The organism is Altericroceibacterium spongiae, assembly GCF_003610805.1.
GTDB lineage: Bacteria > Pseudomonadota > Alphaproteobacteria > Sphingomonadales > Sphingomonadaceae > Altericroceibacterium > Altericroceibacterium spongiae.
Map to the genome: position 1 here is coordinate 200,750 of NZ_RAPF01000003.1, position 22,380 is coordinate 223,129.

General features: G+C 55.5%; 21 protein-coding genes and 2 tRNA genes. 16 read left to right on the forward strand and 7 right to left on the reverse strand.

Annotation, left to right across the window (positions count from 1 at the left end; genetic code table 11):
* Window positions 1-38: 38 nt before the first annotated feature.
* The 3 genes from nth to dapB are packed head-to-tail and all read right to left on the reverse strand — an operon-like array spanning window position 39 to window position 2,225.
* Entirely contained in the window at window positions 39-704 is a 666-nt protein-coding gene (gene nth, locus D6851_RS06890) for an endonuclease III (protein WP_120324158.1), read from the reverse strand.
* Window positions 694-1,497, reverse strand: a complete 804-nt coding sequence (locus D6851_RS06895) for an ion transporter (protein WP_120324159.1) — start codon at window positions 1,495-1,497, stop codon at window positions 694-696. Before D6851_RS06895 ends, nth begins: the two co-directional genes overlap by 11 nt.
* Complete coding sequence (dapB, locus tag D6851_RS06900) at window positions 1,497-2,225, reverse strand: 4-hydroxy-tetrahydrodipicolinate reductase (protein WP_120324430.1); 729 nt, start codon at window positions 2,223-2,225, stop codon at window positions 1,497-1,499. The genes D6851_RS06895 and dapB overlap by 1 nt, the downstream gene beginning before the upstream one ends.
* A gap of 35 nt (window positions 2,226-2,260) precedes the next feature.
* Between dapB and D6851_RS06905 the strand changes: the two genes are divergently transcribed.
* The 3 genes from D6851_RS06905 (at window position 2,261) to D6851_RS06915 (ending at window position 3,562) form a co-directional block, all read left to right on the forward strand.
* Window positions 2,261-2,965, forward strand: a complete 705-nt coding sequence (locus D6851_RS06905; protein ID WP_120324160.1) for an NAD-dependent deacylase — start codon at window positions 2,261-2,263, stop codon at window positions 2,963-2,965.
* A 385-nt stretch (window positions 2,966-3,350) separates the two neighbouring features.
* Window positions 3,351-3,424: transfer RNA gene (locus tag D6851_RS06910), tRNA-Cys, on the forward strand.
* A 62-nt stretch (window positions 3,425-3,486) separates the two neighbouring features.
* A tRNA-Thr gene (locus D6851_RS06915) sits at window positions 3,487-3,562 on the forward strand.
* 47 nt (window positions 3,563-3,609) lie between these two features.
* On the opposite strand, the gene D6851_RS06920 is transcribed toward D6851_RS06915, so the two are convergent.
* The gene (locus D6851_RS06920) at window positions 3,610-4,059 is read right to left on the reverse strand and encodes a MarR family winged helix-turn-helix transcriptional regulator (protein WP_120324161.1); all 450 of its coding nucleotides are present in this window, start codon (window positions 4,057-4,059) and stop codon (window positions 3,610-3,612) included.
* 99 nt (window positions 4,060-4,158) lie between these two features.
* Between D6851_RS06920 and D6851_RS06925 the strand changes: the two genes are divergently transcribed.
* The 12 genes from D6851_RS06925 to D6851_RS18015 all read left to right on the forward strand — a co-directional run bounded on the left by D6851_RS06925 (window position 4,159) and on the right by D6851_RS18015 (window position 18,346).
* Entirely contained in the window at window positions 4,159-5,322 is a 1,164-nt protein-coding gene (locus D6851_RS06925; RefSeq protein ID WP_120324162.1) for an HlyD family secretion protein, read from the forward strand.
* Window positions 5,322-6,896, forward strand: a complete 1,575-nt coding sequence (locus D6851_RS06930; RefSeq protein ID WP_120324163.1) for a DHA2 family efflux MFS transporter permease subunit — start codon at window positions 5,322-5,324, stop codon at window positions 6,894-6,896. Before D6851_RS06925 ends, D6851_RS06930 begins: the two co-directional genes overlap by 1 nt.
* An 8-nt stretch (window positions 6,897-6,904) precedes the next feature.
* A complete protein-coding gene (locus D6851_RS06935; protein ID WP_120324164.1) occupies window positions 6,905-8,422 on the forward strand; it encodes an efflux transporter outer membrane subunit in 1,518 nt (505 codons plus the stop codon).
* 372 nt (window positions 8,423-8,794) lie between these two features.
* On the forward strand, window positions 8,795-9,979 hold the full coding sequence (locus tag D6851_RS06945; RefSeq protein ID WP_120324166.1) for an alpha/beta hydrolase: 1,185 nt from the start codon (window positions 8,795-8,797) through the stop codon (window positions 9,977-9,979).
* Window positions 9,980-10,554: 575 nt separating this feature from the next.
* The gene (locus D6851_RS06950) at window positions 10,555-12,813 is read left to right on the forward strand and encodes a TonB-dependent receptor (protein WP_120324167.1); all 2,259 of its coding nucleotides are present in this window, start codon (window positions 10,555-10,557) and stop codon (window positions 12,811-12,813) included.
* A gap of 60 nt (window positions 12,814-12,873) precedes the next feature.
* A complete protein-coding gene (locus tag D6851_RS06955) occupies window positions 12,874-13,974 on the forward strand; it encodes an aromatic ring-hydroxylating oxygenase subunit alpha (RefSeq protein WP_120324168.1) in 1,101 nt (366 codons plus the stop codon).
* Window positions 13,975-14,385: 411 nt separating this feature from the next.
* Window positions 14,386-15,015, forward strand: a complete 630-nt coding sequence (locus tag D6851_RS06965) for an FMN-dependent NADH-azoreductase (RefSeq protein WP_120324170.1) — start codon at window positions 14,386-14,388, stop codon at window positions 15,013-15,015.
* 149 nt (window positions 15,016-15,164) lie between these two features.
* The gene (locus tag D6851_RS06970; RefSeq protein WP_120324171.1) at window positions 15,165-15,827 is read left to right on the forward strand and encodes a glutathione S-transferase family protein; all 663 of its coding nucleotides are present in this window, start codon (window positions 15,165-15,167) and stop codon (window positions 15,825-15,827) included.
* A 61-nt stretch (window positions 15,828-15,888) separates the two neighbouring features.
* A complete protein-coding gene (locus D6851_RS06975) occupies window positions 15,889-16,602 on the forward strand; it encodes an SDR family oxidoreductase (RefSeq protein ID WP_120324172.1) in 714 nt (237 codons plus the stop codon).
* A 110-nt stretch (window positions 16,603-16,712) separates the two neighbouring features.
* Window positions 16,713-17,660 (forward strand): cyclase family protein, encoded by a 948-nt coding sequence (locus D6851_RS06980; protein ID WP_210210335.1) that lies wholly within the window; start codon window positions 16,713-16,715, stop codon window positions 17,658-17,660.
* 204 nt (window positions 17,661-17,864) lie between these two features.
* On the forward strand, window positions 17,865-18,116 hold the full coding sequence (locus tag D6851_RS18010) for a hypothetical protein (protein ID WP_238473979.1): 252 nt from the start codon (window positions 17,865-17,867) through the stop codon (window positions 18,114-18,116).
* On the forward strand, window positions 18,113-18,346 hold the full coding sequence (locus tag D6851_RS18015) for a helix-turn-helix domain-containing protein (RefSeq protein WP_238473980.1): 234 nt from the start codon (window positions 18,113-18,115) through the stop codon (window positions 18,344-18,346). The genes D6851_RS18010 and D6851_RS18015 overlap by 4 nt, the downstream gene beginning before the upstream one ends.
* A gap of 29 nt (window positions 18,347-18,375) precedes the next feature.
* Here the strand turns inward: D6851_RS18015 and D6851_RS06990 are convergent, their stop codons facing one another.
* Complete coding sequence (locus D6851_RS06990; RefSeq protein WP_120324174.1) at window positions 18,376-19,146, reverse strand: GntR family transcriptional regulator; 771 nt, start codon at window positions 19,144-19,146, stop codon at window positions 18,376-18,378.
* A gap of 121 nt (window positions 19,147-19,267) precedes the next feature.
* On the opposite strand from D6851_RS06990, the gene D6851_RS06995 reads away from it, so the two are divergent.
* The gene (locus D6851_RS06995; RefSeq protein ID WP_120324175.1) at window positions 19,268-20,032 is read left to right on the forward strand and encodes an SDR family NAD(P)-dependent oxidoreductase; all 765 of its coding nucleotides are present in this window, start codon (window positions 19,268-19,270) and stop codon (window positions 20,030-20,032) included.
* Between the two features lie 105 nt (window positions 20,033-20,137).
* Here the strand turns inward: D6851_RS06995 and D6851_RS07000 are convergent, their stop codons facing one another.
* Both D6851_RS07000 and D6851_RS07005 read right to left on the reverse strand, forming a co-directional pair.
* Window positions 20,138-20,989 (reverse strand): 3-hydroxyacyl-CoA dehydrogenase family protein, encoded by an 852-nt coding sequence (locus D6851_RS07000; protein ID WP_120324431.1) that lies wholly within the window; start codon window positions 20,987-20,989, stop codon window positions 20,138-20,140.
* 75 nt (window positions 20,990-21,064) lie between these two features.
* On the reverse strand, window positions 21,065-22,375 hold the full coding sequence (locus tag D6851_RS07005) for an acyl-CoA dehydrogenase family protein (protein WP_120324176.1): 1,311 nt from the start codon (window positions 22,373-22,375) through the stop codon (window positions 21,065-21,067).
* Between the last annotated feature and the right edge of the window lie 5 nt (window positions 22,376-22,380).

The window sequence follows — 22,380 nt, forward strand, 5'->3', positions numbered from 1 at the left end:
ACGATATTCTTTTCGGATAGATCCTGCGATGCAATGGCTTACCCTGCTGCCACCTTGGCCTTTTTCGGGTTTTCGAGAACTTTTTTCTTGAACGAACAAAGATCTACGACAGGGCAGCGCCAGCATTCGGGTTTTCGAGCCTTGCAGGTATAGCGACCCAGAAGGATGAGCCAGTGATGGGCGTGGCGGCGAAAAGGCGATGGCACGCGCTTTTCCAGTTTTGCCTCCACCTGTTCAGGCGTTTTCCCCTTAGCGAGCCCGGTGCGATTACCTACCCGGAACACATGGGTATCAACTGCGAAGGTCTCTTCACCGAAAGCGCAATTCATCACAACATTGGCGGTTTTCCGGCCCACACCGGGCAATTTGACTAGCTCATCCCGGTTTTGAGGTACTTCACTGCTATAATTGGCAATCAATTGCTCGGATAGTGCGATGACGTTTTTCGCTTTGGAATTGAAAAGACCAATCGTCTTGATGTGTTGTTTCAATCCATCTTCGCCCAGTGCAACCATCTGCTGCGGTGTTTTTACCTCTTCAAACAGAGACCTTGTAGCCTTGTTAACACCGGCATCTGTTGCTTGGGCCGAAAGAACCACGGCCACCAGCAACTGATAGACATTGCCGAATTTCAGTTCGGTTTCCGGTTCTGGATTTAGCTCTTCCAGCAGGCGGAAAAACTCAAAGATCTGTTCACGTGTCATGATCTTCCGATTCTTGCGGTTTGGGCTTTTGTGCCATGGTTCGACGATGACGCCGCATGGCATCGCTGAATGCCGCCGCGACAATGCCCGTGGGCATAGCGACCAACATAACGCTGCTAAGAGCAACCAGGGAGGCAAAAATTTTCCCCAATGGCGTGATAGGGGTGACATCGCCGTAGCCGATGGTCGTAACGGTGATGATCGCCCACCAAAGGGCGCGCGGGACGCTTCCGAAGGCTTCCGGCTGCACATCGCCTTCTGCCCAGAAGAGCGCGGTTGCTGCAATCAGCAACACTGTTCCCGCAATCGCGATAATTACCAGAAAGTCGTATCCTCTCTCCATCATGGCACGTTGAAGCTGCTTTAAGGCATGTGAAAAGCGGCTTTCTTTGATCGAGACCACCATGCGAAAGATACGCAAGCTGCGAAAAATGGCGGCATTGGTAACTAATGTTGGAGACAATGTGGCCAAGACCACAGCGAGATCAATCAGGCCGAGCGGAGACAAAGCGAAGCGCAAACGCTTCTTCCAGGCGGGTGCTTTTCCTCTTTTCTCCGTGACTGACCAAAGCCGGGCACAATATTCCAGCCCGAATACTATGCCGAAAAACACTTCAACCCAGAAGGTTAAACCTTCCCGTCCGGAAGCGATAGATGGTTCAGTGCCGATAATAGCGACGACAATTGCGGCAAGAATGATAATAATCAGCGCAAGATTGAGTCTGGTCAATCTGCCATCGGGCGTATGGCCGATATGAAGCTGAAGATAGAGATATCGCCGCAATTTACGCATTAGAGACCAAGCACTTGTGCCATAGTATAGCGGCCTGCCGGTTTGTCGAGCAGCCAACTGGCCCCTTTTACGGCTCCATGGGCGAAGATCATGCGGTTTTCTGCTGAATGGGACAGGGTGATGCGCTCCTGTTCACCTGCGAAAAGTACGGAATGGTCGCCAGCAATAGTGCCGCCGCGCAGGGCCGCAAAGCCGATTGCACCTGTCTTGCGCTTCCCGGTATGGCCGTCCCTCCCGCTTTCGGTATTATCGGTCAACTCTATATGTCGGCCTTTGGCCGCTGCTTCACCCAGAAGAAGAGCAGTGCCGGATGGTGCATCGACTTTCATTCTGTGATGCATTTCGACAATTTCGATGTCCCAATCGTCGTCAAGTCGCCTTGCCGCCTCCTCTACAAGGTGAGCGAGCAACGTCACGCCGAGCGAAGTATTCCCTGTCTGCAGGATCGCAATATCCTCTGCAGCTCGGTCTATCATCGCATGGTGGCTTTGATCCAAGCCAGTAGTGCCGACCAGGATGGGAATGCCTGCTTTGCGGGCGGCTGCCAGATTGGCGTTCAGGGCCTGCGGTGAAGAGAAATCAACCATTGCGTCGCTGGACACAGCCAGCTCCATGACATCGCCGTTCCGATCCACTCCTCCGGCAAATGTGTGTCCTGCGGTCTCGATAGCTTGTGCTATGGCTTGTCCCATACGCCCATGGCTGCCGATAATTCCGATTTGTGTCATTGCATGTCCTTCCTTGCGCATGCTTCATGAGGGACATGAGCAATATCCGCAATATCGTCATCCTCACTGGCGCCGGTATCAGCGCGGAGAGTGGAATTGAAACATTCCGGGGGGAAGGGGGCTTATGGGAAAATCATCGTATCGAGGATGTCGCGACACCTGAAGCCTTTTTGCGCGACCCGGAGCTGGTGTTACGTTTCTATGACGCGCGTCGCGCAGCGATCCAGCAGGTAGAGCCTAATGCAGCGCATCGTGCGTTGGCTCGACTTGATAGCAAGTGGAATGGCGATCTTTTGATTGTCACACAGAATGTCGATGATTTGCATGAGCGGGCGGGTGCGAAGCGTGTCGTTCATATGCACGGAGAGCATTTGTCTGCCTGGTGCCAAGCATGCGATGTGCGAATGCCATGGCGTGCCTCCCTGATTGACCGACCGGCATGTCCTGAATGCGGAGCAGCAGCGTTGCGGCCGGATATCGTTTGGTTTGGGGAAGTGCCGTATCATATGGAAGAAATTTATGCCGCCCTTACTGGAGCAGATATGTTTGTTTCGATAGGTACGTCGGGAGCAGTCTACCCGGCTGCAGGGTTTGTGCGGGAAGCATCGGCTTATGGAATTCGGACACTTGAACTGAATTTGGAGAAAAGTCTGGGATCACAATTATTTGATGAAAGTCATCTAGGTCCTGCCGGAACAATTGTACCTCAGTGGGTGTCAGAGATGTTGGATAACCAATAACTCTTAAAAGTTGAGTCCCAGCATGAAGGTGTTGCAGCTTATCCGATCGGTCAGACCAACAGTAAAAGCGTAAGAATGCTTGCGTCATAGCATCATTGGGGCAATTCTACTGCCAAAATCAGCCGGAGAAGGAGTGGCGCTAACGTATAATCTTGTGCGGGGTTAAAGGGGCCCTTCCGCAGGAGCTTTCGGCAGGTCCTGTGCAGGTCCTGTTGGGAGTGTTGCGAAATTTGCGCTTTGCACTGACGTTGAGACGTGTTCGTGTACCGAATTCTGCTAAAATCCTCGCTGGCTTTCACAAAGAAGCACAGCAAAATGCATGAAGAGGATTGCGCAAAGTGATTCTCTTCGCTAGTGGCCGCACTCCCCGCGAGAGTGGGGACTTGGCCCGATGGCGGAGTGGTTACGCAGAGGACTGCAAATCCTTGCACGCCGGTTCGATTCCGGCTCGGGCCTCCATTTTTGACAGGGTTTTTCAGCATTGCACGCTGGCGTGAATGCTTCTAAGGCCCGCCCCGAGTGCCGCTTTAGCTCAGTTGGTAGAGCACATCATTCGTAATGATGGGGCCACTGGTTCGAGTCCAGTAAGCGGCACCATTTCTTCCACATTATCCTATTTTGTACTGCCTTTAGTGGCGGGTCCCTTACGGGCGGGGCGTCTCTTCTGCTGCCGCCTTATCCACTGCGCGATGAAGCTTACCGAGCAGATCGGCGAAACTATCCCGTTCTTCGGGTGTGAAAGTGCCAAAAGTCTGCTGCACGAAAGCTTTGCGCATCGGTTCCGTTCTGGCCACTGCTTCCAAGCCCTTCTCTGTAATATGAATGAGCTTGGCACGGCGGTCTGACGGATCGGGCTTGCGGACGACGAAACCATCGCGTTCAAGCGTGTCAATCGATTCGGTCACTGTACGGGGCGACTGGTTGAACTTTTCCGCCAGCACCGTCGCGCGCAGCGGGCCTCTTTTTGAAAGTACAAGCAAAGCGCGCGTTTTGGCCAGTGAAGCGCCGCATGCAGCCATGCGCCGGTCCACTGTTCGCATCATTTTCCAATACACTTCGACATATTCTGTCGGCAGTGTTTCGATATTCGACATTATTGAGCGCCCTCAATATAGGGGATTGCCATATGCTGCAATTGCGAGCATCACGCAAGCCGAATCATCATCGGAAAGTTTCACGAAGGACCTCTCAGCGTGAACGACAAGGTTGAAGACAACAGCATCCCGGAAGACGCCGCACCCGCCGAAGAAAAGAAAACTGCCTTTCAGAATCCCAAAGTGCGCAGGGGATTGCTGATTGCGGCTGTAGTGTTGGTGCTGGTTGGGATCGCCTGGTTCGTTCGCTATGAATTGGTCGGCAAATATATGGAAAATACCGATGACGCCTATGTACAGGCGGATGCGGTGACGATTGCACCGAAGGTTTCGGGCTATATCGATGAGGTGTTGGTCGAAGACAATCAGACCGTGAAGAAAGGCGATCCGCTGGTTCGGATCGATCCGCGCGATTATCGCGCGCAGGCGCAGCAGGCGCAGGCTCAGATCGATGTGGCGAAGGCCAATGCCAATGCCATCCGCGCCCAGATGGGCGAACAGCGTGCAGCCGTACAGCAAGCCGAAGCGCAGCTTGCCAAAGCCCGCAGCGATCTGGCTTTTGCACAATCGGAAGTCGCCCGTTACGAGCCGCTGGTGAAAAGCGGCGCGGAGCCCGGACAGATCCTCAATCAACGGCGCAATCAGGCCGATCAGGCGCGCGCGGCCGTAAAGAATGCAGAGGCCGGGCTGGCTGCGGCCCAGCGTCGTCTGGGTACCTTACAGGCGCAGGTCGCACAGGCTGAAGCGCAGGGCGAAGCCAATACAGCACAGCTCGACGAAGCCGAAGTGAATGTCGGGTCCACTGTGATCCGCTCCAGCATTGACGGGCGGATCGGCAACAAGACCGTGCGGGTCGGACAATTCGTCCAGCCTGGCCTGCGGCTGATGTCGGTCGTGCCGACGGACAACCTCTATATTACGGCCAATTTCAAGGAAACACAGGTAGCTCTGATGCGGCCCGGTCAGCCGGCCACCATCGAAGTGGATGCGCTGGACGGTGTCGAGTTGCATGGCAGGGTGGCGAGCTTCTCGCCCGGCACCGGAGCGCAATTCTCTCTGTTGCCCCCGGAAAATGCCACCGGCAACTTCACAAAGATTGTCCAGCGCATTCCGGTGCGGATTGCCATTGATGCGTCATCCGAAACGCAGAAGCTGCTGGTGCCCGGTATGTCGGTTGTCGTAACGGTGGATACACGCTCCGCCGAAGGTGAGCTGGAGCAGATTGAGGAGCGTCAGGAAGAACGGACGCAGGCGGCTGACTGATGTCTCATTCTGCCGTCGAAGATGATCCGGAACGCTCTGCGCCAGACCGGCATCCCGACGCCGATCTGGGTGCCTGGCTAGCGGTTTTAGCCGGTACGCTGGGTGCGATGATGGCGACGCTGGATATTTCGATCGTCAATTCCGCCTTGCCGACTATTCAAGGGGAAATCGGGGCTACCAGTTCGGAAGGTACTTGGATCGCCACAGCTTATCTGGTGGCCGAGATTATTATTATTCCGCTCTCTGGCTGGCTGGAACGCCTGTTCGGACTGCGCCGGTTTTTGTTGATTGCTGCTACTCTGTTTACCGGTTTTTCGGTGCTGTGTGGCACGGCGACAAATCTTGAAACCATGATTGTCGGTCGCGCCGGGCAGGGTTTTACCGGCGGGGCGCTGATTCCCACCGCCATGACGATCATCGCCACGCGCCTGCCGCCCCATCAACAGCCGCTGGGCACGGCCGGCTTCGGTATGACAGCTATTCTTGGTCCGGTAATGGGGCCGCTGCTGGGCGGTTGGTTGACGGAAGCTTTGAGCTGGCATTATGCTTTTCTGCTCAATGTGCCGGTCTGTGTGGTACTGGTCGTTCTGCTGATGGTCGGTCTGCCGGCGCAAAAGGCACGCTGGAATCTGCTCGGCGAAGCCGATTGGCTCGGCATTATAGGTATGAGTTTGGGACTGGGTGGACTCACGGTGGTGTTGGAAGACGGCCATCGTGAACAATGGTTCGATTCCAGCATGATCATCAATCTGACCATTGTGGCAGTGATCGGTTTCGTGTTGATGCTGATCGGCCAGATCACATCTCGCAATCCGGTGATCCGACTCTCGCTTCTGTTCGACAGGGTGTTCGGGAGTGTAGCCGTTATGGCCATGGTGATGGGCATGGTGCTTTACGGCACGTCCTATGTGATCCCGCAATTCCTTGCTTCGATCGCCGATTACAATGCTTATCAGGCGGGTAAAATCGTGATGATATCCGGTGTTCCCGCGATGATTACCATGCCTTTTATCCCGTTGATCATGCGCCATATCGATATTCGGGTGGCGGTGTGCTTCGGCATGAGCGTGTTGTGCCTCAGCTGCTATGTCGACACCGAACTGACGGCGGCTTCTACTGGCTCTGCCTTTGTCGAATCGCAGATTTTGCGTGGATTGGGGACGGTGGTGACATTCCTGTTCCTCAATCAGGCAGCGATTTCTGCCGTGCCGCCTTCAATGGCCAGCGATGCGGCCGGTATTTTCAATGCCGCTCGTAATATTGGCGGGTCGTTCGCCCTGGCCGGTATCGCAACGATGCAGGATAAGCGACTCTACTTCCATTCGCGGCGAATTGAAGAGACGCTTTCGGCCAATAGCCTGCATGTGCAGGATTATATCGCCTCGATGACGCAAATGCTCGGCTCGCCCGAAGCGGCCATTCGCATGCTGGGCAATCAGATCGCGCAGCAGGCGCTTGTGATGGCCTATAATGATCTGTTCTGGCTTTTGGCGGTAGGAGTGATGATCGTCACGCCGCTGGCTTTGTTGCTTAAACCTTTGCCGAAGAATCTTACTTCGGCCCCAGCCCATTGAGAAACGCCATGCGATATCTCGCTATTCCCGCTTCCATGCTGCTGCTTTCCGCCTGCACAGTCGGGCCGGACTATGCCGGGCCGCCGGATATGGGCTCGGCTTCGGGCGATAAGGGGCAGGGCTTTCTCAGGGGAGGTGATGTGGTGTCGCGCGAGGAGCCGCCACTGGCCGCCTGGTGGGAAGGGTTCGACGATCCGACACTGACGCGGCTGGAAAAAATGGCCATCCTCGGAAACCCCGATCTGGGTGTCGCTCGTGCTCGGCTCAATCAGGCGCGTGCTTCCCTGCGGCTGGAAAAGGTGGCGGGTTTTCCAACGCTGAGCGCGCAGGGCGTCTATGGCTATATCCGTGTGCCGGGTCTCGATCTCGGCGGTGAAGATCAGGGCGATAGTGGACAGCAGGCTGGTCAGTCCGGCGATGAGGACGGGGACAGTTCGAGCGATTACAACATCTATAATCTTGGCTTGCAGGCGAGCTGGGAAGTGGATCTGTTCGGCGGGCAGCGCCGCAAGACAGAAAGTGCGGTAGCCCAGATGGAAGCGGCTGAAGCCGGTGTGGCGGATGCTCAGGTCAGCCTGACATCGGCTGTCGCACAGGCTTACTTCAATCTGCGCGACCGGCAGCAGCGAATTGCATTGGGTGAAGATATCGTCCGCCAGCGGCAGAAACAGCGCGATTTGATGCAGCAGCGTTTCGATCTGGGCACGGGGGCCAGAATCGAGGTCGAGCAGGCGCAGACGGCGCTCGAACAGGCGCAGAGCGACCTTCTGCCGCTGCGGAGCGAGGCAACCGGCTTTGCCAATGCGCTTGCTATACTAACCGGCCAGGTGCCGGGAGCGGTGGATGCGCTGCTCGAACCGGCACAGGCCATTCCGTTGCCGCCTGCACAAGTCTCGGTAGGCGATCCGGCTAGTCTGCTGCGCCGCCGCCCGGATATTCGTGCGGCCGAAAGACAGATCGCCGCTCGCAATGCAGAAATCGGCGTGGCCAAGGCTGCGGCTCTGCCACGGCTGAGTTTCATGGGTATTCTGGGTGTTGGCGGAACCAGTGTTTCCGACCTGACCGATCTGGACGATTTCACAGCTATTGCGGCACCTATGCTGAATTGGGATTTCCTCGATTTCGGACGTAACGCTTCGAAAGTGGATCAGGCCGAAGCCACTCGCGATGAAGCGGAGGCGCAATATCGGTCGACTGTTCTTGGTGCGTTGCGCGATGTCGAGGATTCGCTGGCGGATTTTCGCCGCAGGCGTGAAATCGTTGCCCGGCTGGCCCGGGCCGAGGAAAGCAGCGCTCGTGCCATTGGGCTGATGCAGCAGCGTTTTGAAGGAGGCACAGCGTCGCGTCTCGAAGTGCTCGATGCGCAGGATCGGCATCTGGCATTGCGTCAGGCATTGACCAGCGCGCGAGCAGCGCTTGCCGCTTCTTTCGTGTCGGTCGAGAAGGCGCTGGGGCTGGGCTGGGCGCCCGATGGTGATAGCGCTGATCTTGCAGCTGCAGATAGTCCTGCATCTGTAAAACCGTAAAACCGTAAAACCGTAAAACCGTAAAACCGGGAGGTCGGCCTGTGCCACGGCTGTCGAGGCGTGCAGAACGCCCGGCAGACGGCATGGATTTTCCCTTGCAACGGAGTCTACTTCTACATAGAAGTAATGTCAGACCAGTTTGAAGCTGGATCTGCTATGGAATGCACTCTTTGTACGGTGTCAGGCCATATCCATCCATTGTGTTTGGCGTGTCGAAATCGCTGCTGATGATTTTGAACTGGCAGCCACTGCTATCGGCTTTTTCGGCAAACCGCCTGTATGGTCGAACGATGGATGGCGTAAGGCTGTGGCGACGATGAAGGATGTTTCCTGTGCGGGACAAACCGACGATAAGCCTTGCTAGGGAGAGCTATGCACAAGAACGTCAATATCCAGGGCGTACACCTGGAATCGCCGACCAAGAAGCGTCTCAATCACGGTCAGTATCCCTGCAATGGCAGTTATTATTCGCCTGAAGGGGAACGGCCGACCACTGCCATCATCGCATCGCATTACGTGGGAAACTGGGCCAACCATTATCTTGGTGAATATATGGCCCGGCGCGGATATGGCTTTTTGGGCTGGAATTCGCGCTTTGCCGGCGCCTCGGTGGCGAGCGGCTTCAATCTGGAACATGCGCTGATCGATCTGGGGGTGGGTGTGCGCTGGCTTCGCGAGGAAGCCGGCGTCGAAAAGGTTGTGATACTGGGTCATTCAGGCGGTGCTTCGCTTATGGGCGCCTATCAGGCACAGGCGCTCGATCCGCATATCGATCCGGGCTCAGCCCCTGAGGAGGAGCTGAATTCGCTGCTGCCCGCCGATTTCTATATCTCACTGGCGGCGCATCCCGGACGGGCAAAAGTCTTTACCGAATGGCTGGATCCATCGGTCACGGATGAAAACGACCCTTTATCCTACGATCCGGAACTCGATATGTATAACCCGGATAACGGGCCGCCATATTCACCCGAATGGCTGGAACGCTATCGCGCAGCACAGGTCGCGCGTAACGAGCGGATCACCCAATGGGCGGAGAAGGAGTTGCAGCGTATTGGTGACGGGCGCCCGCAAAGCGATCAGAAGCTGGACGGGGCCGGAACATTCGGTGTGGCGTCCAAGAATGGTGTTTTCGACCGCTTTTTCGTTGTGCCCCGGCAATTTGCTGATCCGCGTTTCCTCGATCTCACAATCGAGCCCTCCAAGCGTAAGGTTGGCTGTTATATGGGCGATCCGCAGCAATCAAACTACTCCGGCTATGGTCTGGCGCCGATTACCTCGGCGCGCGAATGGCTGGCTATGTGGAGCCTGTCGAAAACACAGGTGCGGATCGAAGAGCAATTGCCGCGGATTACTCAGCCCGCTCTGGTGATTTATGCCAATCACGATCAGGGCGTATTTCCCAGCCATGCGCAGGCGATTTACGAAGCGCTCGGTTCGGCTGACAAGCGTTTGATCTCTCTCGATGGCGCGCATTATTTCGAGGAACTGGGCAGCCGGGCCGAACTGGCCAATCTCCTCGCAAACTGGCTCGAAGATCACGAGGCGCCAGCGGTCTAGGCCTTTTCGGCATCCTCAGGCCTGACCGCTCCTCAAGGTCCGGCTCGATTTCCGCTAATGCGGTTTTCGAGTCGGGCCTTATTTTATGGCCGGATGTATTACGAGTGTTGGCAAATTGCAGCCATCCGGTTCCCGGTGAATCTCTTTTTATGGGTCTGAGCGTCATTTGCGCTGGCGCAGAAATGCGTGCGATTCTCCTGCAATGCTACGCATTTATTGTAGGACAACAGCTTAACTTAATCATTGCAAAAAAACTTCTGCATAGTAGTTTTATCGAATAAGCTGAGAAGTTGGCAGACCACCTGCCGGTCCGGGACGCAAAATGGAGGATACTGATGGTAACAATATTCCGGCGAAGCGCGCAGGCTCGGAGCTGACGAAAATTCACTGACAAATTTGTGTAACCAAAAAGGTTTGTCAGGGATTGCGATCTGTTCCCGGTTTCAGTCGATAACCGGATTCCAAACATGCAATAGAATTAAAAATAATATTAAAATCAAAAGCTTACCTTAAAAATATATAAGCCCTCAATCACATAAAACTCAAAGAGGGTGAGGAAGTTTTGGGAGAGAGGTATGCGGAAATATGTGCTGGAAGGCGCGAGCCTTCTATCGGCTATGCTTGCCATAAACGGATTTGCCGGTGTTGCGGCAGCGCAGACAAGTCCGGACGAAACAACCGAGATATCGGGAAACGATCAAACCGGAGAGCCTGAAGAGACGAGGAATGCTTCAACCGACACCCATAAACAGGCGATCATCGTTACGGCCAGGCGGCGGGATGAATTCCTGCAGGATGTGCCTATCGCCGTATCTGCCGTATCCGCTGCGCAGGCGGAAAATATCGGCATTGATGACACTGAAGCGCTTATGATTGCTACCCCCAGCCTCGATTACAGCCGGTCGTCTTCCTTTGCGGCTGTGCCATTTTTGCGCGGTGTGGGGACATCCTTTGCCGGAGCTGGGATCGAGTCGCCGGTCGCGATTTATGTCGATGACGTCTATATTTCGTCCCCGAACGGCAATCTTATGTCGCTCGACAATATTGAAACGGTTCAGGTGTTGAAGGGCCCGCAGGGTACCCTGTTCGGCCGCAATGCGACGGGCGGCGTGATTCAGATCCAGACCCGCCAGCCGAGTTTCGAAACCGAAGGCCGGATATCCGCCTCCTACAGCAATTACGATACGATGGAAGGCAGTCTCTATCTGAGCACCGGGTTGAGCGATGACGTAGCGGTCAATATCGCCGCAGGCGGCCGGAAACAGCATAATGGTTATGGTGAGTCGCTGGCCACCGGGGACGATACGCAGAAGGGCTGGGACTGGAACCTGCGCGGCAAATTGCTTGCCAATCTGGGACCCGATACAACGGCGCTTCTGTCTGTCGATTATGCCGAACAGCGTTCCGATTATGGTTCCAATTCGGCGGTTTATCCTGGTTCGATCGGGATGGGCGGCACGACCTATGCCGGTGATTTCAACACGGCGAGTGACGGACGTGATTTCAGTTCTATCAAGCAGGGTGGCGCCAGTCTCAAGATAGATCACAAGATGTCCTTCGCGGATCTCGTGAGTGTCAGCGCATACCGCAAAACCAAAATGCGGTCTGTCATAGATCAGGATGCCAGCGTCACGCCTTTCATGGAGCTTGATCTAACATCGCCGATCGAAACCATTTCGCAGGAATTGCGACTGGTTTCCAACGATGACGGGCCTTTGCAATGGGTGATCGGAGCGTTCTATTTTCATTCTAACGGCCAGTATGATCCGACATTGATTACGGGGCTGATCTTCGATCCGGATTTCGCCGATCCGACTGCGCATCTCTATTTCAACGATACGCAGACCCTCGATTCCTATTCGGGTTTTGCCGAGGCAACCTATGAGTTTTTGCCCGACACCAATCTGACGATTGGCCTGCGCTATACCGATGATTCATTCGAACTGAAGAATGAAGGTTCCTATATGGGGAACGAGGATGTCTTTCCTGGCGCGCTCGTCCCCGATACGCAATATACGGTGGATGACAGTTTCGGGAAGCTGACCTATCGCGCGATCCTCGATCACAAGATCACATCCAATGTGCTGGGGTATGTCTCCTATAGTCGGGGCTTCAAAAGCGGTGGCTACAATCTGCCCGAGCCGGGCGACGTCAATACAGTCGAGGCTGTCAAACCGGAAGTTCTTGATGCTTATGAGGCGGGTCTAAAAACCGAGCTGTTCAATGGCGATCTGGTTTTCAATATTGCCGCTTTCTATTATGATTATAAGGATCTGGCGGTTAGCATATCGACCGACAGGTCGATCATTCAGATCAATGCGGCTCATGCCGATATTAAGGGCCTCGATTTCGATTTTGTGGCCACGCCTTATGAAGGGCTGCGCATTGCGGGCGGGCTGGGGCTGCTCGATGCCGAATATAAGTCCTTCCCCGATGGTCCGGTCTATACACCCCTTCCTGTCTACCCTTTCGGTAATAGTGTGTCCCCCGGCGATCTGGGGGGGAACCGGATGCAGCGCGCACCTAAGCTGACTTTCAGCGTGGCGCCGAGCTACACCGCGCGGATCGGCGAGGGGGATCTTACCCTCGCGGCCAACTGGTATCACAATTCAGGTTACTTCTCCGATCCGGAAAACCGCCTTCGTCAGCCGACCTATGATTTGCTCAACGGCTCGATCAGCTATGAGCTGGATTCCGGACTAGGCGCGCGGCTGTGGATCAAGAACCTGACCGATGAGCGCTATTACACATTTCTGCAGGCGGATCAGTTCAAAGATGCTTCGGTGCTGGCCGCACCGCGGACTTATGGAATCACTTTGTGGAAGAATTTTTAAGAGAGGACCCGGAGCGACAATATAACCAGGCGAAATGCTTGGGAGAGGAGTGAAAAAATCATGCAAGAAGCAACCAGTTCTCCGAAAATCGGCGCAAAATCAATGGGAGTCGCCGATCGTAGTACACCGCTATTGCGCAATTATTGGTATGTTGCGGCATTCTCCGATGAGATTAGCCGACAGCCGATGCGCCGCACGATCCTTGAAGAGGATATCGTATTCTACCGCACCGAAGACGGAAAACCGGTGGCAGTACAAAATCGCTGCCCGCACCGTTCCTTCCCGCTCCATACCGGCAGAGTCGAGGGGGACCGGATCGTCTGCGGTTATCACGGTATGGAATTCAATCCGGACGGGTCCTGCGCGCTCGTACCTGCGCTCAACACAGCACCCAAGGCAATCCGGCTCGATGCCTATCCTTTGGAAGAGGATGGCCCGCTATTGTGGATCTGGATGGGCGACCCTGCCAATCCCGACTATTCGCGGCTGATCCGGCAGGAATGGTGCACTTCACCCGAATGGACTCATGTGAAGGGCTATATGTATATGAAGGCCAATTATCTCGGCCTGCATGAAAACCTGATGGACCTCACCCATTTTCCTTTCCTGCATGGCAAATGGAATATTGCCCGGCCTGAACATGCCGCGGCACCTTCGAAAATCGAAGAAGGCGAAGGCTTTATCCGTCAGCGCGAAGTGCATCATGATGTCGGTATGCCGCCCGCTCTTGTTGAAGCGGTGGGCATGAAGGCGCCCTTCGACCGGGAAGCGCAGCATATGGTGCAGATTCCCGGTATGCATCAGGGACGGCAGATCACCACCGACGCATCCGATCCGCCCAAAGCCGATGAGCAGCATATTATTCACATCATGACGCCCGAAACGCAGACTTCGACGCATTATATGTGGGCGATGGCTCGCAACAATGCCGTGGATGACGAAGAATTGTCCGAACAGATACGTGTGGTGGGTGAAGGTGCGTTCATGGAAGACAAGGTCGCGCTGGAGGATATCGAGGAGCTCGTAGCACGCGATCACCGACCCAATTTCCGCGAGAAAATCATCAAAACCGATGAAGGAGGTATCCGGGTTCTGCGGATGTTCGCTCGCCTTGCAGCGCAGGAGCAGGAAGGGATGCAGGAGGCGATCGCTGCGGAATGAAGCTGAAAGATGGGGTGTGAATACCTGGCGTGGCAGAGAACTGAAAAGATGCCTTTTCCTAACCGGTCGCACCCTGTCTTTCATTCTGACCGGATTGCCGTCCGTTCGGATATGAAAGTCGGTCATGCAGCTTATTATCGCAGGCTGCTCGTGCCTTACTATTTTTCCTTCACGGAATCTGGAACAGTTTCCATTGCATCACCCGCTCCGGGCCTGTCTGGCTTTCAGGAAGAGGGATGCGGAAAAGAGCCGGGGCGTACGGGATAATCCGTTCTCGACTGGCTCGTTATGGATTGGGGATGTCTGAAATATGCAAGATAATGCTTTGCAGAATGGTTTTTTACGAGTCCAGCCGCCTGAACCGGCGGCAAGGCAACAGTTTGCAGCCCTCTTTCAGAGAGGGCGGAAGCAGTGAAAGTCCTTTATATTGACAGCAGTGTTCAGGGGAATAATTCCTTTAGCCGTCAGATTTCGTCGCTTGTGATGGAAAAGCTCTCCGCTGCTTACCCTGACGCGGATGTGACCTATCGCGACTTTGCCAAGGACCCTGTGCCTCATCTGACCGAAGCCCATATCATGGCGGTGCAGGGAATGAATGCGGAGCATGAACCGGCCATCAAAGCCGATCTGGCACTGGGCGGGGTCCTGCTCGAAGAGTTCATCGAATCCGACATCATCGTGTTGGGCACGGCATTCTACAATCTGACCGTCTCCAGCGCGATCCGGTCATGGCTCGACCGCGTGATTATTGTCGAAAAGACTTTCCGCTATTCGGCCGAAGGTGAGCTGCAAGGGCTTATGGGCGGCAAAAGAGTCATTTTGTGTATTTCGCGCGGCGGTATGTATGCCGAAGGCCATCCCGGGGCAGCGATAGAGCATTGCGAGAGCTATCTGCGCGCAATCTTCAGCTTTATTGGCGTTACCGACATTGATGTGGTCGTCGCCGATGGTGTGACGATCGGGCCGGATCATCGCCAACAGGCGCTGGAGCATGTCAGAGAACAGATCGAGGCTCTGAGCTTCCGAGATCCGAAAAGCTGAAAATCGCAGGAGCATTTTCTGCCTGCGATATGATGTTTTCATTGTAGGACAATAATCCGTTTCTTTCATTGCGCAAAAAACTTCTGTGTAGTAGCTTTTTGCGCAGTGTTTCCGGATCGATATGGAAACCGGGATATATTTGAGAGAGGATGGCTGTGCTACTGGAACTCTATGTAAACGATCTCTCGCCCTTTACGCGTCCGATTGAATTGCAGCTTGAAATGAAAGGGCTGGACTTCAAGCGGATCACTCCCACGCGGGACTTCGTGCGCGAAGGCGGGTTTGGCGAGATCAGTCCGATCCGCAAGATTCCGGTGCTGATGGTGGATGGTGCGGTCATTGCAGAATCGCGGGTCATCAGCGAACTGATCGAGGATCTTTATCCCACACCGCCGCTCCTTCCCGAAGCGCCGCTCGACCGTGCGCGAGTTCGGATGCTTGCGACAATCGCCACGGTTTATCTGGCTGACCCAGCGGTGCAGTTGCTGGGCAATATGACAGAGGGCAACAGCCAGGATATCGAAGCGAGATCCGTCGCGCTGATACGCCGCGGTCTCGCCGGGCTTGAAGAGTGGATTGCGCCGGGGCCCTATGCAGCGGGTGAAACGCCCAGCATTGCCGATTGTGCGGTGGCACCGGCGCTCTTCTTCCTGAAGGATATTTTAAGCCGGCTGGGCTTCACCGATTGTCCCGAATGGGGCGAGCGGACCCGGGCCTGCTTTGCGGCCATGCGGCGCGATGCCGATATCGAACGCAGTCTTATGGGTATGGAGGCGTGTCTCAGCGAAAAGCTCGCTCAGACACAAGGCTAGCTGACAGGCCGGCGATGGGCAGCATCCCGTTTCAGCCATTCAATAAATTTCGAGGATTGTGATGACACTATCGGGTAAGCGTATAGTTATTATTGGCGGCAGCTCGGGCATTGGGCGCGCCGTAGCCAGCGCTGCGCTTGAGGAAGGCGCTGAACTGTTCATCGGCTCCAGTCAGGCGGACAAGGTGCAACAGGCCTGTCAGGCGCTGGGTGAGAGTGCGTCGGGCGCAGCAATTGATGTGAAACAGGAAAGTTCGATAGCGAATTTCTTCGCTCAGACCGGCCCTTTCGATCATCTGGTCTACACAGCCGGCGACTGGGGAAGCCGCGATCCCAAGAAGATCACCGAAGTCGATATAACCGATTTCGATAATCTGCTGTCGGTTCGGTTTACCGGAGCGCTTCTTGCAGTCAAACACGGTTTTCCGCAGATTCGAGAGGGTGGATCGATCACGCTGACCGGAGGCATGGTTGCGCATCGCCCGCGCAAGGGAGCGCCGCTGACCACGGCAATGGCCGGTGCAATCGAACATCTGGTGCGCGGGCTGGCGGTCGATCTGGGGCCGGTCCGCGTCAATGCCGTGTGTCCTGGTGCCATCGCTACAGATGTCTGGGGAGAGAATGCGGCGGAACAGTTCCGTGCTTTCACCGATCCCCTGCCGATCTCGCGTCTGGGCACACCCGAAGAAGCTGCTGAAGCCTTTCTCTATTGCATGAAGGGCGGATACACGACCGGCCATATTTTGTTTGCCGATGGCGGCAAGTCTCTCGTGTGAAACCGAAAACCAGCCCGTCGGGAGAGGATGGGAATTGCGTGGAAGCGCGCAAAAGCGCGCAAAACAAAACAATTCGATGAAAGGAGGAGACTATGTGCAAAGGAGGAGAAATGCCTCATGCTCGTGAACTGCTCAAGGAGGCGCCCAGCAATTGGGGCAAATGGGGGGCTGATGACGAGGTCGGCAGTCTTAATTACCTGACGCCTGATCAGGTTCTTGCGGGTAAGGATTGCATCCGATCGGGTAAGAGTTTCACGCTGGCAGTACAGATCGGACGGCCCGAAGGCGACCCGATCTGGCCGGGGCGCCCGGCCTCCCAGCGCTACAACATACGTGACCGCGGCGATTTTATGGCCGGTGCCGGCAAGAATTATCCCGGTGGTCTCGAAGATGCCGATGACATGATTATCATGATGCTTCAGGGCAGCACGCAATATGATGCGCTCGGCCATGTCTGGTATGATGAGCAGATATGGAACGGCTATTCGGCGGAAACCACTGCCGGGGGGCTGAAAAAAGCATCGGTTTGCGCACTTGCCGAAAGAGGGATTGCCGGGCGCGGTGTGTTGATCGATATGGCTCGCCATCGCGGCAAGAAAGTCCTTGGGCGGGGGGAAACCTTTACCCACAAGGATGTACTCGAGGCGGCCGAAGCGCAGGGTGTGGAAATTCGCAAGCGCGACATTCTTCTCATCCGCACCGGCTGGATTGGCTCTTTTTATTACACGCCGGCCGAAGAGTTTTATAAGGATTTTCTTGAGCCCGGCCTGACCTACAGCCCTGAACTGGTGCAGTGGTTTGCCGATATGGAAATTCCCAATCTGTGTACCGATACGATTGCCAATGAAGTGACATTCGAGCCGGAAACGGGGGTGCTGTTGCCGCTCCATCTGGCACTGATGCGCAATCTCGGGATTACGCTCGCCGAAATTCTACTGCTCGACAAGCTGGCGGACGATTGCGCCGAGGACGGGCAATGGGATTTTCTCTACACGGCCGGACCACTCAAAGTTGTTCAAGGGACAGGGGCGCCGGTGAATCCTCTCGTCATCAAATAGGCGAACCCTGTCCGCGGCCGATCCGTTGCGAAGGCGCCTTACGGATGCATTCGCAACGGATCGGCCCATTTAATTTGTCATTGATGCGTTTCATCCCCGTTTGTGGTCTGATGAAGGTTCCCCATTGGTTTTCGCCACAGATAACGATAGTTTAGCGGGCTAATCGGGGAGCGCGGCTCCGCCACATGTTGAGGAGCGTTATCTTTGCCAGTCAAACCCAGTCATCTGGAGCCGAAACTCAGTGCAGGATATCAGGTGCGTAAATGCCACAGGCGGTTCGATCGCCTGTTGAACTTTTATCTTGCGCATCACAATCTGAAGACAGGCTTCTGGTATTATCTGCGTATTCTGTGGCTTCAGGACGGTGTGAGCCAGAAATATCTCAGCGATATGACCAATGTTGCTGAAAATACCACTGCTTCAATATTAACACCATGGTTAAGGAAGGGCTGGTGACGCGGGAGCGCGATAAGGATGACCGGCGTAAATTCTGTATTAGCCTGACTGAGCACGGACGGGCACTGGAAGCCGAACTCATGCATTACCCTGCTTATATCAACCGTGTGGCGCAGGAAGGAATCGATCAGGCCGATGTTGATTTGTGCCTGTCCGTTCTGAGCCGGATGTCGGACAATCTGGCCACGGCTTTTGAAAAGCAGGAACGGGTGCCAGACGTTATCGAATAGTGTCCGGTACAGCAGCTGAAGAAACAGAATCAGCTGCCGTTTTTGTCTTCCCGGAAGTCTTCCAGAGCAGCAATGGAGCGGCCGATATGTGTGCGCGCCGCGCGTTCGGCGCGCCGCGCATCGCCAGCCGCCACGGCTTCGGCAATTTTAACATAATCGCTATGCCGCCTCTGATCGACCGAACGCAGGATAGAACGAAATTCGACCCGGATGAGGTGTATGTGAATCCGGGAAAGAGCGCTCGACAAAGCATCATTGGCCGCAAGGGCGATCAATGCGCCGTAGAAGGAATCGCGGGCGATAGCGTAACCGGCGGTCGATGAGGTGGTGTCGAACTGCATGATATCGGTGACGGCGGCCTGTAAACGCTGCGCTCCACCGGCATTTTTATGGCGTTCGGCGGCCAGTTTTGCGGCGATGCCGACCAGTCCTTGAACGACGATCAGACTATCGATCGCCTCATCAAGGCTCATGATCCGGATCTGGGCGCCGCGTTTAGGCATCAGATCGACCAGCCCCATTGCCGCCAGCCGGTTGAGTGCTTCCCGCACAGGGCCGCGACTGATTCCGTAATCCTGTGTTAGCTGGGATTCGACCAGCCGCTGCCCAGGTTCGAAACGTCCATTATATAGTCCGCGCACAACATCGCTGATGACCCGGTCACGCGGGCTGAGCTTATCCAGTGTCTTACGGCTGGCTTCTGGCTGATCTGCATCGGCAGAGCTGGATGGCGTGTCGGTCAAAACAGGTTTTTGTGCAGCGCTTGTCATACGACTTTCATAATGGACGTGTTCGCTCATTCATACAAGAGCTCTGACTTTTGCTTATATTTGTCGGCCAGCGCAACAGGCAGCGTATCATTGCGGAAAACCTCGCGAGTTCCCATCAAGAATATGAACGATTATTTCGATGGAGGACGGTATGGCGCGTATTTTGGTCACCGGATCGACCGATGGGGTAGGTCGCAATGCGGCGCAAGCGCTGATCGCACAGGGGCATGAGGTGGTTTTGCATGCGCGCAATGTTGACCGTGCCGAAACGCTGGCCGATATAGCGGATCGGGCATCAGGCGTTGTGACGGGCGATCTGGCCAGCCTTGCCGAGACACGCATGCTGGCAGAGCAGATCAATGATATCGGGCAAATGGATGCCATTATTCATAATGCCGGGCTGATGGATGGAAGCAGGGAAATAACCGGGGACGGTTTGCTACGCGTGCTGATGGTTAACGCATTGGCGCCCTATATGTTGAGCATTCTGGTGGCCCGGCCGGCTCGTCTGATTTTCACGGGCAGCAGTATGCATTTCGGCCATGATGCTGTGTTGGGCGACATGGAATGGAAGCAGCGCTCCTGGTCGGGCAGCAATGCCTATGGCGAAAGCAAATTGCTCGTATCGGCATTATCTGCAGCCCTGGCGCGCCACTGGCCTGAAACGCTGTGCAATAATGTCGATCCCGGATGGGTGCCCACGAAGATGGGCGGGCGTTCCGCTTCGGATGATTTGCAGCAGGCGCATGTCACGCAATGCTGGTTGGCGATATCCGATGAGGAAGACGCGAAAGTGAGCGGTGGTTACTGGCATCATATGCGGCGTTTGAGGCCCGATCCTAAGGTCGAAGACGAAGTCTTTCAGGAGACGATTCTTGCCAGTTTTGCGCGGATGACCGGGGTCACTTTTCAATAGTGACGTCGGAGCGGAAGAAGCTTGCGCTTATTGTGCTGCCCGGCGAGGGTCTTTCCCGGCCCCAATATGTCAGGAGAGGGAGGCCGGGAAAGAGGATGAGATGATTCAGGAGGAGGGAAGCCAGCCCGGCTTGCCTTTTCCGCCGGGATATCCCCCGCGTACGCGCTGTTTGAGCAGCGGCGGCGGCCGGAAACGTTCGCCATAGGCGTCCTGCATGATCTCCTGCGCCTGCACGCAAAGGCTCGATGTCACAGCATCCATGAGCGCGAAAGGGCCGATCGGATGGCCGAGGCCGAGGCGGCATGCCGTGTCGAGATCTTCAGGCGAGGCGACGCCTTCTTCAACCAGCCGCACGGCTTCGATAATGAAAGCGTGCAGCATGCGGTTGACAGCGAAACCGGGCACATCCTTCACTGCAATGGGAGTCTTCCCGATATCGCTCATGAGCGCCATGATTTGGGTCATGGTCGCGTCTGACGTGTCAAAGCCGGGGATGACTTCCACCAGCTTCATGTGCGACACAGGCGAAAAATAATGCGTACCGAGAAAACGGTTACGGCGTTCGGGCGCAATGGCTGCAGCCAGAGTGCCGATCGGGATGGTCGATGTGTTGGAAGCGATCAGACAATCAGCGCTGACGATGGAATCGAGCTGACTCAGTAGTTCGGTCTTGAGCTGTTCCTGTTCGAAGACTGCTTCGGTCACGATTTCACGATCAGCGAAACTGTCCAGTTCCAGCGCGGGGGTGATACGGGACAGCGTTGGCTCGATCTGATCCTCCGTAAAGAAGCTGCGCGGCACGCCTTTTTCCATCAACCCTTTCAATCTGGCCAATGCGCGATCGAGACTGGACTGGTCGCGGTCGTTGAGCAGTACTTCATGTCCCGCCAGCGCAAAGACCAGAGCAATTTCGCTGCCCATCAATCCGGCGCCGACAACTCCGACCTTTTTGGTCATGATTTGGTTCCTTGTGTATGAAATGGAGAGTTCGGGCATGGCGATATGTTCTGCCATGCTGGAATTGCCTTTCGGTCAGGCCGGAAAATCTGCCGGCTTTGGCCAGCGTCCTTCGCTGGCGCTCTGTTCGGCCTGCTCGAGTGTCAGGACATCGGCCCAGCCGCCGGTCTCGTCAGGTGAGGTGTCCCGGTAACGGCGCATTTCCAGCTTGGCGATCTGATTGCGATGCACCTCATCGGGGCCGTCCGCCAGCCGCAAAACGCGCGCATTGGCAAGCGCCATTGACAGGAAATGATCACCATTGGTGCCGCCGCCACCGAATAGCTGGATGGCCCAGTCGATAACCTGTTGAGCCATGGATGGTGCCACCACTTTGATAAGGGCGATCTGCTGCCGGGCTGCTTTGTTGCCGACCGTATCCATCATAGAAGCAGCCTGCAATGTCAGCAATCGGGCCTGATCGATGAGCGCCCGCGACTGGGCGATTCGCTCTCTCGTTACGCTCTGTTCCGCCAATGGCTGGCCGAAGGGCTTGCGAAGCTGCGCACGACGGCACATTCGTTCGAGTACGCGTTCGGCCAGACCGATCAGACGCATGCAATGATGAATACGACCTGGGCCCAGTCGTCCTTGTGCAATTTCGAAGCCGCGTCCTTCGCCCAGCAGAATATTCTCCTTGGGTACGCGGACATTTTCGAAGAGCACTTCCGAAGCGCGGTCGGGGACGCCATAAAATCCAAAGACCGGCAAAGCGCGAATAACCCGGACTCCGGGGGTGTCGCGGGGGATAAGGATCATGGATTGCCGCCGATAAGGGTCTTCCACTTCGGGTTTGACCCGACCCATAAAGATGATGATCTCGCAGTTGGGATGGGTGGAGTTGGTAGTGTACCATTTGCGCCCGTTGATAACGTAATCGTCGCCATCGGCTTCGATCTCGCTGGCAATCTGGGTTGCATCGGAGGAAGCCTGCATAGGTTCTGTCATGGCAAAGGCGGAGCGGATCTCACCATTAAGAAGCGGAGTGAGCCAGCGCTCCTTCTGTTCCTCCGTGCCGTAGCGCAGGATCGTTTCCATATTGCCGCTGTCGGGAGCGGAGCAATTGAAAACTTCAGGTGCCAGAAAACTGCGGCCCATGATTTCACACAAAGGCGCATATTCGAAATTGGTGAGGCCGTCCGGCGTTTCCTCGGCCGGCAGAAACAGGTTCCACAGACCGGCCTCGCGCGCGATCGGTTTGAGCCGCTCGATTGTCGGATAAATCGCCCATGGCCCCAGCCGATCCGCTTCAAGCAGGAATTCCCGCTCATTGGGATAGATATGCTCGGCCATGAAAGATTCGAGCTGCCCTGCCAGTCGTTCGGTTCGCTGTGTCGCGTTCAACATATTGC